The sequence below is a fragment of the Salinibacillus kushneri genome (assembly GCF_900111405.1).
GTDB lineage: Bacteria > Bacillota > Bacilli > Bacillales > Alkalibacillaceae > Salinibacillus > Salinibacillus kushneri.
In genome coordinates, this window is sequence record NZ_FOHJ01000002.1 from 213,059 (window position 1) to 228,679 (window position 15,621).

Here is a 15,621-nt window from a genome sequence, read left to right on the forward strand (position 1 = left end):
TATGAAACGTGATAAGGGAAGACTGCTGTTCCAATTGTCCTTTCAATTATTAGGGAAGGAAAAAAAGAGGATAGAAAGCGGGTAGCTGGCCCAAATAAATCTGGATAAGAATAGAGAAGGGATGGAGAAATATGTTTAGTGTTTTTAAGAAATTATCCTGGTATTTTAAAGAGCAATGGTTAAGATATACAATCGCTATTATTGCGTTACTATTTGTGAACCTGCTTGAGCTTTTACCGCCCAAAATCATCGGTATAGCCATTGATGAAATACAGTATCAGACTTTGACAAATGAGCGTTTAGTTGAGTTATTGGTCTGGTTAATAGGGGTTATTTTATTAAGTTATCTCCTTTCATTCTTTTGGGATTATACTTTATTCGGGCGATCTATATTGCTGGAAAGAAGACTTCGTTCCAATTTAATGAATCATTTTCTGAGAATGACACCAAGATTTTATGGCAGCTATCGTACCGGTGATTTAATGGCTCGATCAACTAATGATTTGAAGGCTATTATGATGACAGCAGGTTATGGAATTTTAACCTTAGTGGATTCAACCGTTTTTATGAGTTTTATAATTGTGATGATGTTTTTTACGATAAGTGCCAAGCTTACTTTGGCGGCACTTATCCCACTGCCTATTATGGCTTACATCATCAATAAATATGGAAAGAAAATTCATACCCGCTTTATGCAGGCACAGCGTTCCTTTAGTGATTTGAACAATTATACCTTAGAATCTGTGAAGGGCGTTCGTGTCACAAGGGCTTTTGTTCAGGAAAGGCAGGATGAAGCCCGGTTTGGTGAGATGACAGAGGATGTTTTTCAAAAAAATGCAGAGGTAGCTAAAGTGGATGCTTTTTTTGAACCAACCATAAATGTACTGGTGGGTCTGGCATACATTATCGGAATTGGTTATGGGGCAACTTTGGTTTTTAATCAGCAAATATCCTTTGGGGATTTAGTCAGTTTTAACGTCTACTTAGGGATGTTGATCTGGCCGATGATTGCCGTTGGTGATTTAATTAATGTAATGCAAAGAGGGAATGCATCGATTGATCGTGTGGAACATATTTTGGCGCAAGAACCTGATGTACATGATCCTCCTCATCCAAAAGTAATCAAAATTCCTGAGAAAATCGAATTTAAAAACGTTTCCTTTCAGTATCCGGAAACTGAAGGTTATCAAATAAAAGACATTGATTTGTCTGTTAAGAGAGGGCAAACCATTGGTATCGTAGGAAAAACAGGTTCAGGTAAGACAACATTAATGAAGCAGCTGTTGCGTCAATATGTACCACCAGAAGGCTGGGTGCTAATCAATCAAATTCCTATCCAGGACTTTAAGCTGGATCAGACAAGAGAATGGATAGGCTATGTACCACAAGACCATGTTTTGTTCTCAAAAACGATTAGAGAGAATCTATTATTTGGGAGTGGATGGAAAACTGATGAAGAAATCTATCAAATGCTGGAATCAGTAGACTTAAAAGAGGATATTGACCAGTTCCCTGAAGGATTGGATACACTCGTTGGGGAAAGTGGTGTCACCCTATCAGGCGGTCAAAAGCAGCGTGTGTCATTAGCAAGAGCATTACTTATGGATCCAGAAATATTAATTCTTGATGATACACTTTCAGCAGTAGATGGCAAAACGGAAGCGAACATCATTTCACATCTAAAAGAAGAACGTGAAGCCAAAACAACGATTATATCTGCCCACCGTTTATCAGCCGTACAATATGCGGATGAAATTATCGTTCTTGATAATGGAAGGATTATAGAAAGAGGAACCCATAATGACCTTATCCGTCAAAATGGCTGGTATAAAAGACAATATACGATTCAACAGATGGTGGAGGTGTAATATATGAAAGGTTCTACGGAAAAGCGATTATATCAATATGCGATGACGAGTAGGAAAACCATTATGATTGGGATTGTTTGTTTAATCATCTCAGTTGGGCTGGAGTTGTCAGGTCCATTTATTGCGAAAATCGTCATTGATGAACATATTGTCGGTATTACAAATCCTAATATGGAGCCTGTTATAAAATGGCTTAGCTTATATATGGGATTGCTAATTTTTGCAGCCTTTTTCCAATACTTTAAAACGTATTTATTACAAATCTCAGCGAATAAGATTATTCAGCGGATGCGTAATGATGTTTTTGGTCACATACAAGAACTGCAAATGGATTATTATGTGAATAGACCGGCGGGAAAAACCGTAGCAAGAGTAACCAATGATACAGAAGCTATTAAAGAGCTTTATATGAAAGTTCTGGAGACGTTTGTTGATGGTTTTGTTTACATGGCCGGGATTTATGTAGCATTATTCCTTCTTGATGTAAGACTGGCGCTGATTTGTTTAATTCTTATTCCATTGATTTATATCTGGATGCGTCTATTTAAGATTTATGCTAGTAAATATAATCGAATCATACGATCAACTGTAAGTGAAATCAATGCAAATATTAATGAATTAATTCAAGGAATGCCTGTGATTCAGGCCTTCCGTCGTACGAAGACGGCTAAGGACGAATTTGAAACGTTAAATGAACGAAATTATCGTTACCAGATTAAAATGAATACTTTAACGGCGCTTACTTCTTTTAACTTAGTGAAAATTTTACGAGGCATCGCCTTTATGAGTATTATATGGTATTTTGGAGGGCATACCATTTCAGGTACGTCAATGATCTCAGCTGGTGTGTTATATGCATTTGTCGATTACATTACCCGCTTGTTTGAGCCGGTAAATCAAATTGTAAGTCAACTGCCGCAATTAGAGCATTCACGTGTGGCTGGTGCAAGAGTGTTCGAATTGATGGATATGCCAGGCGAAAAGGTAGGAGATGAAAAAATGCCCGCCTATGATGGTGATGTTAGATTTCGAAATGTTACCTTTGCATATAAAAAGGATGAATATGTTCTAAAAAATATCGATTTCCATATAAATCCTGGAGAAACAGCTGCTTTTGTTGGTCATACAGGATCAGGAAAGAGTTCAATCATGAATTTATTATTTCGGTTTTATGACCCGCAGCATGGTAGAATTGAAATTGATGGGATGGATACGAAGAAGTATTCTCGTCAACAGGTGCGTCGTTCAATAGGTATTGTCCTTCAGGATCCATTTATTTTTACGGGAACCATCCTTTCCAACGTAACATTGAATGATCCGTCTATTAGCAGGCATAGAGCTATTGAAGCATTAAAAGCCGTTGGTGCTGATACATTTATTGAAAAGCTTCCAAAAAAATACGATGAACCTGTTCGTGAAAGTGGCAGTGAATTTTCTACAGGACAAAGACAGCTTTTATCATTTGCACGTGCATTAGCCTTTGATCCAGCTATTTTAATTCTGGATGAAGCAACAGCCAATATTGATACAGAAACAGAAAAATTAATTCAGGAAGCGATGAAAGTTGTTCAAAAAGGGCGTACAACGTTAATTATTGCCCACCGTTTATCAACCATTCAGCATGCTGATCAAATTTTTGCTTTGGAACGTGGTAAAATAATAGAAACAGGTAAACACGAAGAATTGATTCAAGCACGAGGAAAATATTATGAAATGTATCAAAAACAACATGGAAATCAAACCGTACCATCCATATTTTAAGCCAAAGCGTTGTGCAAAGGGGCATTTACATGGATGATGAGAAAAAAAAGCCAGAAACTATAGATGAAACAGATTTATACGAAGACCTGGACCCAGAGGAAGTTTACGAAATTTTACAGGAAGAGCGCATAAATAGAAAGCGAAATGAAGAACAGGAAAAAAAGCCAAAACGTTCGTTTCCAAAATGGGCGTTTTGGATGATTTCTGTCTTTATGCTCGTAAGCGCATTGCAGTTTTTGCCAAGAACTTTTTCTTTCTCAATTGTTGACTTTCTTCAAACATCTGCTAAATTATCAACAATGGATGAAATAGATACGTACCAGGAATCTGTAGTTGTTGTGGAAACAGGTGAAGGGAAAGGTACTGGTTTTTCAATTTCATCAAATGGTTATATTTTAACGAACTATCATGTTATTGATGAAGGACCTCACTTAAATGTTGGATTTCCAGAAGCAGGCTTATATGAAGCAGACATAGTGGCATCCTATCCAGAAATAGACCTTGCCCTATTAAAAGTGGAAGGTGAGAATCTCCCATTTTTAGACTTAGCACCTTCTGCTTCATGGGCACCACAAGATCATATTTATTTTATTGGAAACCCCCTTAACTTTAATGGGATTGCGAATGAAGGGAAGATACTCGGATTGACAGAATCATCAAGCATCGAGGGTGATGCGCTGATGCTACAAGCTCCAATTTATAATGGCAATAGTGGAAGTCCTGTTATCAATAGAGACGGGCAAGTCATCGGTGTGATATATGCTACGACAAACAAAGCAAATGATGGCAAAGTAGGACTGGCTATTCCCATCGAGGATTTCTATCAGAAAGATGAAGCCAATTTCATTCGATAAACGAAAAAGAACGGTCATTTAAGATGTATTCTGAACGAATAATATATTATGTGTGGAGGTGGTAAGGGTTGATAGAACGTATATTCAGCAAGAAAAATATCTCCTTAGAAGACCAAGTACTATCAGCTCAGCAAGGAAACGAACAAACACGAAATGAACTGCTAAAAAAGTATCAACCTTTTATCGCCAAAACGGTTTCCCAAGTTTGTAAAAAGTATATAGATCCAAAGTCAGACGATGAGTTTAGTATAGGTTTGATTGCTTTTGATCAGGCGATACAAACCTATTCTACGGATAAAGGAAGCTCATTTCTTTCGTTTGCTAAGATTGTTGTAAAACGAAAAGTGATAGATTATTTACGCAGTGAAGGGCGGCAGCAGACAGATCTATCTATTGATCAGGATAATGATGATGAAGAGAAAATGGAAAATCAGTTAGAAGTTCAGGTTGCCAGGAATGAATATCAGCAACAATCAGAAACATGGCAAAGACGTGAAGAAATTCTTGATTTCCAAAAAGAACTGCAGGAGTATAAGATTTCTTTTAAAGAATTAACTAAGCAATCACCTAAACATGCAGATGCAAGACAGTCAGCGATTCAAATAGCTAAAATTATATTTTATGAAGAACCTTTACGCAGTTATGTTATCGAAAAAAAAAGATTACCAATGAAGGACCTTATTAATTATGTTGAGGTGAGTCGGAAAACGCTTGAAAGAAATCGTAAATATATTCTTGCTATGTTTATTATTCTGTCTGGCGACTACATCTATCTAAAGGATTATTTAAAGGGGGTGGATCTGTGAAGAAGGGTCTAGTTGTTCAAAGGAATCGGCGAAATGTGATTATTATGGCGGCCGATGGTTCCTTTCATAAAATGCGTATGAAGGGTAGTTACGAGGTAGGAGAGGAAGTTGAGATTAAAGATAAACCTCTATCCTTTTTGGAGTCGATTCACTCACTTATAAATTTCCGCCGGGTTTCGGCGGTTGCTATTATATTTTTCCTTATCTTTGTACCCGCTATGATGATGAATCAGCCCCAGGAAGCCTATGCATACGTGAATTTGGATATTAATCCAAGCATTGAGTTAGCTGTAAATGAAAATTTAAAGGTAACCGATTTGACTCCTATCAATCAAGAGGCCCAACAGGTTAAAAAACAATTAGAAGACTGGAAGGGTCAATCTGTAGAGATGGTCACCTTAATGATTATTAACCAGACGCAGACACTGGGATATTTGAGTCCAACACAAGACATTTTTATTGGTGTGAGCTATTTAGAAGACATAAAGCATAAAAATCAGGACATCTCAAATATGATTCAGTCATATATAAATGACCAAAACGATGATGAGATTACAGTGAATACGTTTGAAGTTCCAGAAGAAATCCACCAAAGAGCACAAGAAGAGCAGGTTTCCATGAACTACTTATATGCTCAGGAAGTCGCTAAGGAAGAGCAAAAGGAAAAACCTAATACAGTGGAAAGCGAAAATCAGCAGGCTGAATCAAGTGAATCCTCCGATTCTAATGAGCCTACTCAGAAAGAACAGGCAAATCAATCTGAAAATGATGATAATAATGAAAATGATGATCATGATGGTCGTGATAACGGTAAGTCACAAAAAGAAAAAATTCATCAAAAATTAATAGAAAAATTTATTGATGATAAAGATTTTCTTCCTCCTGGTTTAAAAAAGAAAATGGAGGATAAATCCTTTGATAAAGCCAAAGAAGAAATAGATAAGAAATCCTCCAGCAATGCTAAAGAAGAAATAAATAAAAAATCCTCCAATAAAGCTAAAGAAGAAAGGAATGATTCAAAGGACCGTAAGAACAAATGGTCAAAGAATCGTTCTAAAGAAGAGAAGAAGTCAAAAGAAGCTGATCAAAATGATCAAGAGCAAAAAAAGAAATTCTTACCACCTGGTCTGAAAAAAAATGATAAAAAAGTCCCGACTCGTCATAAAGAGAAACATCCTGAATTCGATAAAAAAGATAAGATAAAAGATTGAGGGCAACCAAAAAATGATAATAAACACGATTATAAAGGATGGTTTCCTCCTGGCTTAAGATAACGTTTTTAGGCAGAAAGTCCTTTTATGTTTGTTTAAACATCTCTACTATGATTTGTAGAGATGTTTTTTTATTTAAATTTTTTCCAATTTTATCTTCCCCTTATATTATTTGCATTATATAATGATAAGGAATTCTTAAAAAAGGGGAGTGCGGGATGGAACAACAACAAACAAGTAAAAAGAGGGTTATTCTAATTACCTCTATTATTCTCGTTGTTGCAATTGGTGCAATTGTGGCTTTTGCATTTAATAAAGTTTCACAAAATCCACTAGTACAGTATGCAAATGCAGAGAATCAAACCTTTAATGAGGTTTGGGACTATTATGACGAGTATTATGGGGATTCACAGGAATTAAATGAAAGATTACTTAAGGAAGCTTATGAGTCTTCATCGGCATTTACAGCTAGTGTCGATTTACCTGCTCAATTAACAATGGCAAATCCATCATTTTCCATGATTCAAAGTATGGTAAGTTCTGCAGAGCTTTCAACGAATGTAAAAGTAAATCCAGATACGAAAGAAACCTATGCTGGTCTGGATCTATCCCTGCAAAATACAAGTTTGCTAAATGGAAATTTTTATCAAAATGAAGAACAGACGTCACTACAAGTTCCGGACTTATATGATCAGTATTTCACTGTTAATAATAAAACATTAGGAGATGAACTTGAAGCTAAAGGTGTAAAGGACATTCCTTATGATGAAATGCCTAATTTTGCTGAAATGGCCCAACATTCAATGACACCTGAAGAAATGAAGGAAATGGCAAAGGAATATTTAGGGATTGTTACTGACCACATTTCCGAGGAACAGGTTAACGTGACTGAAAACGAAGAATACCAGGGGTCTTCTTATACAAAGTTAGCCGTCCATTTTACTGAGGATGAAGTACGCCAAATCTTAAATGACGTGTTTACGAAAATGAAAGATGATGAACGTCTAAATTATCAATTTGGTACAACAGAACGACAGCAGGAAGAATTGGATACTTTGATTGAGAGCCTTGATGATTTAAACCTGCCTAATGGAATGGATTATGAAGCGTATATGTCAGGAGATACTGTTTCATACCGCATTCTTACTATTGAAACAGCTGAGGGAGATACATTTACTGTCAATATGGACACGATTGTAAAGGATAATAATCAATATGAATTTAAATTTGGTGTCGAAGGTGTGCCATCTACAGAAGACGGAGAGTTTGTTATTCAATATACAGAAGACGGAAAACCAGATGGGGATGCTTATGGTGTTCATCATGTATTAAATGTCATGATTTCCGATTCTGTTCAAAATATTGATTTTTCTGTTGAAGCGGACTCTGTTATCGAAGAAAATACCTGGGATAATCAATTTAACTTAGTCATCAACGAACCACAAACGCAGCAAATTCCAAAAATTAGTGGTCATGTGAATACAAGTCATACAAATGAAGAAGACGGTGGTCAAAGGGATTTTGAATTAGGAATCGATTTCTCTATGGATGATCCTGCTACCGGAAATTTAACAGGTGGATTAACCATCAATGGAGAAACCGAATATTCCTTTACCGATGATTTAGAATTCCCTACAGTTGATGAAAATAACTCCGTTAATGCCCTTGAATTATCTGATGCTGAATGGCAGGAAATCGGTATGGAAATTCAAAAAAATGCAATGGAGTACTATCAGTCCACTATGGGCGGTGGATTTGGTGGTATGATGCCTGGTAATTTTTAAGAAATGCTTTTAAAATACTAATAATGAATATGTAAAGGAGCGGGTTGTCTTGATCTGGACATTATTTCGATATAAATGGAAAAGGATCATGAAACAGCCTGCTCTTTTTTTTGCCATCCTGTTTTTTCCTTTTTTATTTATTGGCTGCTTTCTATATTTGATTGCCCAATCCATGGATAATAGTACAGAAAAGATAAATGTAGGTATAGTGGATGAAGATCAGACGTTTGAAACAAAGACTTTAGCTAATCAGCTTCAAAATGAAGATAGTTTATCAAATGTATTACATATGTTTGCATTACAAAAAGAGCAGGCCATAGAGGAATTGGATAATAGTCGTCTAACGGCTGTCATTTATATTCCGGAAGGTTTTACTTCTGATTTAAGGAGTGGGGAAAATACACCGATCACAGTCAGAACAAATAATGAAAATCTTTTTTCTTCTAATATGGTTAAGATGCTGTTAAATAGCGGTGCTAAGTATATATCTGCTGCACAGAGTGGAATTAATACGTTATATGATTTATACATAAAACATTTACCTTCCGATGAAAATCCACAGAGAGTACTTCAGCAAATGATTGTGAATTATACGTTGTTTGCTCTGAATCGAAATGATTTATTTGAAATGGAGCAGGTAGAATCAGGGGCAAAAGCTGGGTGGGAATACCATGGAGTCATCGCTTACTTATTAACAAGTTTACTAATGTCAGCATTATTACTTCAAATATTTACCCATCGAGAAGAAGAGGCAGGGATTGAAGAACGTTTGCGTACGTTTAATATACCATCTTTTACCATCGTGTGGAGCGAATTAATGTTTTATACAGTATTTTTATATGTAAATGCAGGTTTTTTAAACTTACTCATTTATGTCGTGGTTGATTCTGAATGGCTACTTCATGGATATCATTTTATTACCTGGTTTTTCATTTGTCTCATTTTAGCAATAGTGTTGTGTATTCTGGAATGGTTCTTGCCGAATCAGACAACGCGAACGAATATCTATTTATTACTGACATTATTGGGACTGTTCATTAGCGGGGTATGGATTCCAGTGCTTTACCTTCCTGTGTGGATTAAACATGTTCTGTTCTTTTCCCCTTTTCACCATATGTATCAGGCATTTGTGACAATCATTTCTGATGATGAAAATCCTTTTAGGCACTGGATTTTCTTAACAGCTTTAGTCCTTATTTTAGCTGCTGTTCTTTTGACTAAAATCGTAAGAAGGGAGCGTAAGGATGGGTATGTATCTTTTTCTTTTAAATAAATTAATACATCAAAATAAATGGCGATCTCTTTTTATGATTAGTTTTCCCTTCTTATTATGGTTTATGGTAGTACCATTTGTAACAGACACCTTAGATGAAAGTGAGATTCCAATTGCCTGGGTGGTCGAGGAAGAAACGAATGAAATGAACACAATTGCTCAGCAAATTGAGAATCATCCGCGGATTGAATTGACTCATTTAACGAAGAGAGAAGCTTACCGGGCGGTACAAACAAATGAGGTGGAGGCAGCCTTTCTTTTACACGATGACTTTCTAAACCATATTCAGGCTGGAAAAATGAATGAACAAATTACATGGGTTCGGTCCGATAAATCTTTTTTTGATTCCTTTGTTAAAGAAAAAGTGGCATCGGAAATTATGCGTTTTGCTTTAAGCAGTAAGGCGGCAAATGATGTAACGCAATATAGAGGATTGACAACGAGGGAAGATTGGAGAAAGGTTTATCAGCACGCTGAACAATACTGGGAGCCTGAGCCTTTATTTCAAATGAATTTCGTACCCTATGAAGAGGCAGAAGTTCTTCCTGAGAACGAAAATAGTTTTCAATCAAAAGGCTATGCTGCTTTAATAGGATTTTGGCTGTGGTATGCATGGATGATTTTTGTCGTTTTATTACTTTCCCTTTACAAATGGAAGTCCCAGGGGATTATCGAAAGACTTCGATTACATCAAGGTAGTCTTATTCCTTTTTACATACGTTTTTATTTATTAACGAGTGGTTTTGCACTTTTGTTGCTTTTAATGATTTGTTATCTATCAAGCAGACCCTTACAGGAGTTTGGTTTTTCCTATTCATCCATAATTTATCCGTCTGTTATTGTATTTGCTGTTATCTTGATGATAACGTTTAGCTTTACTCGAATCTTTAAAAGCCCTTATTTATTTTTACTCGTATCAATAGTTTATTCATTACTGTCCTTATTTTTTTCATTTCTCACATTCACTTCAGACAATCAAAGTAAGTGGCAAGTCATTTTCCCTCATACATGGCTTTACCAGCTTATTTTTTAAAAGGCTGTTTTTTTAAATGATTGTTGTTTTTAAAAAGTGAATTCATTGATCGCATGCTATACAAGCAGGTGAAATTCACGGAGACCCCGGACTGCCCACGGAAAGTGAGTATACTGGAGCGGAACACCTATGTTTAACAGAGCCAAAAAGAAAAGCGAAGGTGACTGACTATATAACATGTAAAGGTGCGGATGAAATGTGATTCAAGTCGATCAAATTAATAAATATATAAAGAAGAATCAGATATTAAACAGCGTTTCAGCCACCATTCATAAAGGAGATTCCATTGGCATTATTGGACCGAATGGGGCTGGGAAATCTACATTTTTAAAAATCCTAGCTTCCATTCTAAAACCAGACAGAGGTAAGATTTATTACCAGGGAGCTTCCTATAAAGAAAAACTTAAAGAACTTAGAAGTAATATAGGCTACATACCTCAAGATATCGCCTTATATGAAGATTTAACGGTTCAGGATCAAATTTTGTTTTGGCAAAAGGCTTCAAAACAAAAGGTTGCAAAGGAGTATGTGAATAAGGTGATGTCAGCTCTTGATTTATTTGGGGTACAGGATAAAAAAGTTAAAGCATTATCAGGTGGATGGAAGCGTAAGGTAAATGTATCTATAGGTTTATTACATAATCCCGAACTCATATTGTTAGATGAACCAACAGCAGGTGTTGATTTAGCTGCAAAGGAGGATTTAATCCAATGGTTAAAGTTACTTCAACAGGGTGGCAAGACACTTGTGATGGTGAGTCATGATTGGGATATTCTGAACCGTATATGTGAGAAGATTATGATATTTCAAAAAGGAAAACTGATATTTTTTGATGCATTTTCAAAACTTGAAGAATTTGAGCTAAACAACTTTGGGAATGAAACGGATAAAGATTTGGGTAAACTATTAAAACTTAGAATGAGATAAGTGATGGAACAATAGGAGTGTGTAAAAAAAGATGAAAGGTCATGTTGCGATTGTGACAGGTGCATCAAGAGGAATGGGGAAGGAAATTGTAAGACAGTTAGCTGAACAAGGAGTTAAGCTATCTATTTTGGGGAGTTCAGAGCAAATTCATAAAACAAAACAAGAATTAGTAAACCAGGGCATTGAAGATATCCTTTCCTTTAAAGCCGATGTAGCAAAGGAAAATGAAGTTGAACACGTAGTTGAGGCAACGAAAAACGCTTATGGAAAGGTTGATATATTAGTTAACAATGCTGGAGTTGGTTTGTTTAAGCAAGTAGAAAACGTAACCTTGGAGGAATGGCGAAAGACTTTTGACATCAATGTACAAGGTGTATTTCTCTGTACAAAAGCTGTATTACCAGCAATGAAAAAACAACAGTTTGGTACCATCATAACAATTTCTTCAGATGTTGCAAGGTACACCATACCAAGTGGCTCCTTATACACGGCTACAAAATATGCTGTTCAAGGATTTATGGGTTCTGTTTCACAAGAAGTACGGAAACATGGTATTCGTGTTGGTACGGTAAATCCTGGTATGGTTGATACATTTTTTGCAGAAAGCAAACAGGGAGATCCATCAAAAGAAGATTGGCTAAAGGTACAGGATGTTGCACGAGCGGTTCTGTATATGGCAAGTGCTCCTAAACATATGATGATTGATGAGCTTCATCTTCATCCACTTACACAGGATTATCCACAATCGTAATCAGGTACTGAACGGAAAATCGATGTACTAAAGGACATGATGAGAGAGAAAAAATAATAAAGAAATTGCAATCCATTTATTTGTAACCGAAAAAACAATTAAACGAACCAAAACTGTTTTTTTGGAGTGAAATATTTGAATTAGAAAGAGAAGGGATGCTCCCTTCTCTTTAAACATAATAAACAGGTGTATCCTGTGTTATTGCATGTTCTAAATAATGAATCAGGTTTTGATGGGATCCTACAATGGTTGGTTCATCATATCCATAGTGATAAGCATGTAAAAAGGTCTCGATTTTTTTTGATAAAAAATCGTCCTCTGTTCTTACCATTAAGACGAGAAGATCATCCCATTGACCCCATAACGTAAAATACATTGCTTTATCATAATCCACCATATTCATCGCCAATTCCCCCATAAAAAAGGGTTCATTTATAGTATGACGCAAGAAGCCTTTTGATTTACATGGCCTTTTTTGGATATAAAACCAATTTGCCCTTTGGAAAATCCTTAACCGCATAAAGCAAACAAGCGGGCAAATAATAAAAGTGAACCATCCAAAAAAGGAGGCCATTCCAGTGAATAAACTAAAGCTAATGGGTGCAACGTTGCTTACAGCTGTTACCATTACGGGATGTCAGGGTGGTGACGAAACTGGGCTTGGAAATAATGGAAATAACGGAGTTCAGCCAGTTCGATATAACAATACGACAGATATTGCTCCAAACAGAGAGCGTCCCCAATACAACAATGGTGACAATCTAAATATTAACAATGGAAACCAGGACAATATCAATCGAAATGGTAATAATGATACTGGACAAAACACTAATAACAACAATAACCAATATGAAGTAGCTAACCGTGCAGCAGACCGAATTACCGATGAAATTAACGAAGTAGACCAGGCTTACGTTTTTGCAGGAAATGAAAATGCGTATGTAGCAATAGCTCTGAAAGGGAACCAGAATGACGAAGCGTCTGATAAATTAAAACAACGTGTATCCAAAGTTGTAAAAGCAACAGATGAAGATATCGACGATGTTTTTGTATCCGCAAACCCGGAATTTTTTAACCAGGCTGGAGATTACGCAGATCAAATAGAAAATGGGGACCCAATTGAGGGATTATTTAAAGAAATGGGAGATATGTTCCAGCGTATTTTCCCTACAGATAATGAACAGTAATAAAGAAAACGAAGGGCTCTCTAGAGGGCCCTTCGTTTATTTCTACTTAAATTTCGCCAAGATTATAAAATAATTCGAAAACTAAGACACCCTTTTTCATATACTATAGCAATCATCGATTAAGGGAGAGGTTTCATGTTGAAAACGGAATATACCAATTTAGAGCGTGCAATCGATGAAATTACAGAAATAGCAGAAGGATTTGGTCTGAATTTTTATCCAATGCGTTATGAAATTTGCCCTACTGATATTATTTACACCTTTGGTGCTTATGGGATGCCGACTCGATTTTCACATTGGAGCTTTGGTAAGCAATTCCATAAAATGAAGCTTCAGGAGGAACTTGGTTTAAGTAAAATTTATGAGTTGGTCATTAATTCAAATCCATGCTACGCCTTTTTATTAAATTCGAATAGTTTAATTCAAAACAAGCTGATTGTCGCCCATGTTTTAGGTCACAGTGACTTTTTTAAGAATAATTTACGCTATCAGAATACAGGAGAAGATATGGTAGAAAGTATGGCAGCTACAGCTGATCGCATACAGGCATATGAAAAACAATACGGAAAAAAGGAAGTTGAATCCTTTTTAGATGCTATTTTAGCGATAAATGAGCATATTGATCCATCTTTACTTAGAAAAGAATATGAAGCGGAAAAAAAGTCAGAGCCGATTTTTCAGCCAAATCAGAGACTGGATAATGACTACCATGATTTATTTGGGATAGATCCAAATGAACAAGTAGTTGAAGAAGAGGCGAAAGTACAACGCAAGAAAATTCCTGAGCAGCCGGAAAAGGATCTTCTCTTATTTATTGAAAATCATAGCCGGGAGCTATATGACTGGCAGCGTGATATTTTAACGATGATGCGCGAGGAAATGCGTTATTTTTGGCCCCAGCTGGAAACGAAAATCATGAATGAAGGCTGGGCTTCCTATTGGCACTCTCGTATCTTACGCGAATTAAACCTTACCAGTGATGAAACGGTGGAGTTTGCTAAATTGCATTCGGGAGTTACTGCACCGTCCAATACCTCCATTAACCCTTATCGTTTAGGCATTAAAATATTTGAAGATATTGAAGATCGTTACAACAATCCAACAGAAGAAATGAAACAGAGTGGAGTTCAACCTGGTACAGGTCGAGAAAAGCTTTTTGAGGTTCGAGAAATTGAGTCTGATATTTCATTTATCCGTAACTATTTGACAAAGGAAATCGTGCAGGAAGAGGATCTTTATCTATTCCAAAAACAAGGGAGAGATTATAAAGTTGTTGATAAGGATTGGACAGAAGTAAGAGATCAACTGATTACCATGCGTGTAAATGGAGGCTTTCCTTATATTACGGTTGAAAATGGGGATTATTTACGTAACGGTGAGCTTTACCTGCTCCATCACTACGAGGGGATTGAGTTGGATATTAACTATTTAGAAAAGACCCTTCCTTATATTTATAATCTTTGGGGACGTACCGTTCATATGGAAACGATAGTGGAAGATCGGGTGACAGTGTTTAGTTGTGAGGGGGATAAGGTGAAGAAAAGATATATTTAGAGAACTGCCTTTTTGGGGACAGTTCTCTTTTTTATATGTGTGTTTTAACGGGAAAATTCAGTCTTTATTCTTTTTCGCTAGCTCATCCCTATCTAAAGCTCTTGGTGGTTCCTCCATCCATCCATGTTTTATCATGATATTCGCACCATCCTCTGCATATTTTAAGATTTCCTGCGAAAGTCTTCCATACATAATTCCAATATCTCTTCTGGGACTCATAGACATGCTTGCGCCGTAATATCCTACACTAAGAGCAATAAGCGTTGTAGAGTAATACATCATTAACTTATCCGAATAGGTATACGTAGTAGAATCCGTTACTTCTGTATCCCAGGTTGAAGGAACATCCAAATTATCTTCTCTTAAAATGGATCCAAATATTTCACAGTGCTTTTGGGCAATATCTTTTCCTCGAATGAGAAACTGTCTGACATCTTTACGGGATGCTACCTGACTAAAACCGATCATCGTAGCTACACCCAATGCATTTCGCTGAAAATTTGCATACAAGTTTGAGATTTCCAGTCCTAACAAGGGCCTTCTTTCCCCAAAATAACCAGTCATAAAGCTTTGCTTTTTCACAAAATCGTTATGTTCTGGTATAGGCAAATA

The 15,621-nt window shown here is 36.4% G+C and carries 14 protein-coding genes; 12 read left to right on the forward strand and 2 right to left on the reverse strand.

Annotated features, from left to right (window positions below; all coding sequences use genetic code 11):
• Nucleotides 1–131: 131 nt before the first annotated feature.
• From BMX63_RS03470 to BMX63_RS03515, 10 genes are all read left to right on the forward strand, one after another.
• On the forward strand, nucleotides 132–1,868 hold the full coding sequence (locus BMX63_RS03470) for an ABC transporter ATP-binding protein (RefSeq protein ID WP_093132010.1): 1,737 nt from the start codon (nucleotides 132–134) through the stop codon (nucleotides 1,866–1,868).
• Between the two features lie 3 nt (nucleotides 1,869–1,871).
• Nucleotides 1,872–3,629 (forward strand): ABC transporter ATP-binding protein, encoded by a 1,758-nt coding sequence (locus BMX63_RS03475; protein ID WP_093132012.1) that lies wholly within the window; start codon nucleotides 1,872–1,874, stop codon nucleotides 3,627–3,629.
• Between the two features lie 29 nt (nucleotides 3,630–3,658).
• Nucleotides 3,659–4,483: a S1C family serine protease gene (locus BMX63_RS03480; protein ID WP_093132014.1), complete on the forward strand. Its 825-nt coding sequence runs from the start codon at nucleotides 3,659–3,661 to the stop codon at nucleotides 4,481–4,483.
• 68 nt (nucleotides 4,484–4,551) lie between these two features.
• A complete protein-coding gene (gene sigI / locus BMX63_RS03485) occupies nucleotides 4,552–5,289 on the forward strand; it encodes an RNA polymerase sigma factor SigI (protein WP_093132016.1) in 738 nt (245 codons plus the stop codon).
• Nucleotides 5,286–6,500, forward strand: a complete 1,215-nt coding sequence (locus tag BMX63_RS03490; protein WP_093132018.1) for an anti-sigma-I factor RsgI family protein — start codon at nucleotides 5,286–5,288, stop codon at nucleotides 6,498–6,500. The genes sigI and BMX63_RS03490 overlap by 4 nt, the downstream gene beginning before the upstream one ends.
• A 218-nt stretch (nucleotides 6,501–6,718) precedes the next feature.
• Nucleotides 6,719–8,284, forward strand: a complete 1,566-nt coding sequence (locus tag BMX63_RS03495; RefSeq protein ID WP_093132020.1) for a DUF6583 family protein — start codon at nucleotides 6,719–6,721, stop codon at nucleotides 8,282–8,284.
• 49 nt (nucleotides 8,285–8,333) lie between these two features.
• Entirely contained in the window at nucleotides 8,334–9,557 is a 1,224-nt protein-coding gene (locus tag BMX63_RS03500; RefSeq protein ID WP_093132022.1) for an ABC transporter permease, read from the forward strand.
• Complete coding sequence (locus BMX63_RS03505) at nucleotides 9,535–10,590, forward strand: ABC transporter permease (protein WP_281242720.1); 1,056 nt, start codon at nucleotides 9,535–9,537, stop codon at nucleotides 10,588–10,590. Before BMX63_RS03500 ends, BMX63_RS03505 begins: the two co-directional genes overlap by 23 nt.
• Nucleotides 10,591–10,788: 198 nt before the next feature.
• On the forward strand, nucleotides 10,789–11,517 hold the full coding sequence (locus BMX63_RS03510; protein ID WP_093132026.1) for an ABC transporter ATP-binding protein: 729 nt from the start codon (nucleotides 10,789–10,791) through the stop codon (nucleotides 11,515–11,517).
• Between the two features lie 31 nt (nucleotides 11,518–11,548).
• Nucleotides 11,549–12,268 carry an SDR family oxidoreductase gene (locus BMX63_RS03515; protein ID WP_093132028.1) on the forward strand — a complete coding sequence of 240 codons (720 nt, stop codon included), beginning with the start codon at nucleotides 11,549–11,551 and terminating at the stop codon, nucleotides 12,266–12,268.
• Nucleotides 12,269–12,437: 169 nt separating this feature from the next.
• Here the strand turns inward: BMX63_RS03515 and BMX63_RS03520 are convergent, their stop codons facing one another.
• Nucleotides 12,438–12,671 carry a YhdB family protein gene (locus BMX63_RS03520; protein WP_093132030.1) on the reverse strand — a complete coding sequence of 78 codons (234 nt, stop codon included), beginning with the start codon at nucleotides 12,669–12,671 and terminating at the stop codon, nucleotides 12,438–12,440.
• 175 nt (nucleotides 12,672–12,846) lie between these two features.
• On the opposite strand from BMX63_RS03520, the gene BMX63_RS03525 reads away from it, so the two are divergent.
• Together BMX63_RS03525 and BMX63_RS03530 are read left to right on the forward strand one after the other, a co-directional pair.
• Nucleotides 12,847–13,455 (forward strand): YhcN/YlaJ family sporulation lipoprotein, encoded by a 609-nt coding sequence (locus BMX63_RS03525; protein WP_245732703.1) that lies wholly within the window; start codon nucleotides 12,847–12,849, stop codon nucleotides 13,453–13,455.
• Nucleotides 13,456–13,590: 135 nt separating this feature from the next.
• Entirely contained in the window at nucleotides 13,591–15,009 is a 1,419-nt protein-coding gene (locus BMX63_RS03530) for a SpoVR family protein (RefSeq protein ID WP_093132032.1), read from the forward strand.
• 57 nt (nucleotides 15,010–15,066) lie between these two features.
• On the opposite strand, the gene BMX63_RS18715 is transcribed toward BMX63_RS03530, so the two are convergent.
• Entirely contained in the window at nucleotides 15,067–15,573 is a 507-nt protein-coding gene (locus tag BMX63_RS18715; protein ID WP_342731523.1) for a DUF3231 family protein, read from the reverse strand.
• Nucleotides 15,574–15,621 lie beyond the last annotated feature (48 nt).